A 374-nucleotide genomic window follows, 5' to 3' on the forward strand; every position below is an offset into this window, starting at 1 on the left:
CCGTAGAAGCGCACGTCGCCGCCGGCTTCCCAGCCTTTGTCGTTCAGGTATTTCACGCCGATGTTGGCGGTGTATTTGGGCGCGCGGCCGAGTTTGTTGCCTTCGATGCCGCTGTTGGGATAGCTTTTGATTTTGGTGTTGAGCAGTCCCAGTCCGGTGGTGAGTTTCAGGCTGTCGGTGGCCTGCCAGTCGGCGGCAAGTTCTGCGCCGTAGGTATGGACTTTTTTGGCGTTGCGGATGACGACGGAGTTGGTGCCGAGATAGAAGGGGAGCTGCATGTCGCGGTAGTGGTTCAGGAACAGGTTGCCGGAGAGTTGCAGGCGGCGGTCTGCGCTGCGCCAGCGGGTGTACCACTCGTAGTTGTTCACATATTC

Annotated in this window: 1 protein-coding gene; it reads right to left on the minus strand. The window is 59.1% G+C overall.

Features of this window, described 5'->3' with window-relative positions:
• Positions 1-374: TonB-dependent receptor domain-containing protein (locus tag ACTHSP_RS22665; RefSeq protein ID WP_440347088.1), on the minus strand; the 374-nt coding region annotated here is incomplete at both ends.

This window comes from Neisseria sp. P0001.S005 (assembly GCF_051963715.1).